This is a genomic window from Bartonella sp. AP21QHHD (genome assembly GCF_042196205.1).
GTDB lineage: Bacteria > Pseudomonadota > Alphaproteobacteria > Rhizobiales > Rhizobiaceae > Bartonella.
Genome location: NZ_JBHIPT010000007.1, coordinates 1 through 1,134 on the forward strand (window position 1 = coordinate 1; position 1,134 = coordinate 1,134).

Genomic DNA, 1,134 nt, shown 5'->3' on the forward strand with positions numbered 1-1,134 from the left:
CTGTGATGGGGGACAATGACAAACGCATTGCCATTGAAGATATTGTGGGTTCACCACTTTTGGAAGCCATGTTTGAAGGACGGATGCCTCGCGGGTTTATACCGATTGCACCGATACCACAAAAGGTGGGTGATGTTTTTGCAGCGGAAAATTCTCTTATTCGCTTATCCGCAGACAGTGTGAAACATATTTTGTTAGAGCATCAAGCGCGTTCTCTTCACTTGGAGGATTTTCGAGGCGCCATTCAAACATTCATAAAACCCCATGGCGTTATCNTCTCTTCACTTGGAGGATTTTCGAGGCGCCATTCAAACATTCATAAAACCCCATGGCGTTATCAGACGCAAAGATACGCAGGGTGTTATGTTTTTTGGTGAAAGTGGTGGGACATGGTGGCGCTTTGTGGTCAAATTTGTAGCAAGCAAACAAGAATGGTGGTTGACCTCCATGCATAAAAAAAACTCTAGAGAAATTGGACGCTTATTGGATGCGGCTGAAAAAAAGGGCGAGAGGTTGTTGTAAAGAGAACACCGGAAAGACCTGCTGGCTTTTGTGAAAAGAGAAGGCGTGGAGGGCGGTCAACTCCTCGCAGATCCGGTAAAACCGTCCTGGTATAACTGGCTCACGCCTCGTGGATAGAAGTAACAGTTTAAAAGTTTAAAAGCAATCTTTAAAAAAACGACTTGAGAAAAACCATGTTGGCTTTTGTGAAGAGAGTCGATGCGTGAGAAAATGAGAAGGCGTGGAGGGCGGTCAACTCCTCGCAGATCCGGTAAAACCGTCCTGGCAAAACTGGCTCACGCCTTACCTCCAATGATATAATGTTTTTAAGCCAAAAAGCAATCTTTAAAAAAACGGCTTGAGAGGGGCTTTTTTTGTATAAGACGATAAATTGTACCTCTAACTTCACGACGGCGCTCTATCGCCTTTGAAGTGCCTTTGAAAACGATTTTATGGGATGGTTTGGCACGGGGGTTTCTCTCACAAGGAGAATAATAGGGAAAAGAGTGCTTTTTGAGAAATGCTCTTTTGACTGACAGTGTCAGACTTATAGTGGGAGTAAGTTTCATGCATTGTATTGCCAATGACAATTGTAAAGCAATAGGCAATGTATGGAACAGGAATTTCACGAAG

The 1,134-nt window shown here is 43.8% G+C and carries 2 protein-coding genes; one reads left to right on the top strand and one right to left on the bottom strand.

Going from position 1 to position 1,134, the window contains the following annotated elements; translation table 11 throughout:
* Positions 1-363 precede the first annotated feature (363 nt).
* Positions 364-522: a hypothetical protein gene (locus ACFIMC_RS00125; protein WP_375685605.1), complete on the top strand. Its 159-nt coding sequence runs from the start codon at positions 364-366 to the stop codon at positions 520-522.
* Positions 523-827: 305 nt separating this feature from the next.
* On the opposite strand, the gene ACFIMC_RS00130 is transcribed toward ACFIMC_RS00125, so the two are convergent.
* On the bottom strand, positions 828-1,134 hold a 307-nt coding region (locus ACFIMC_RS00130; protein ID WP_375685607.1), incomplete at its 5' end, for a hypothetical protein.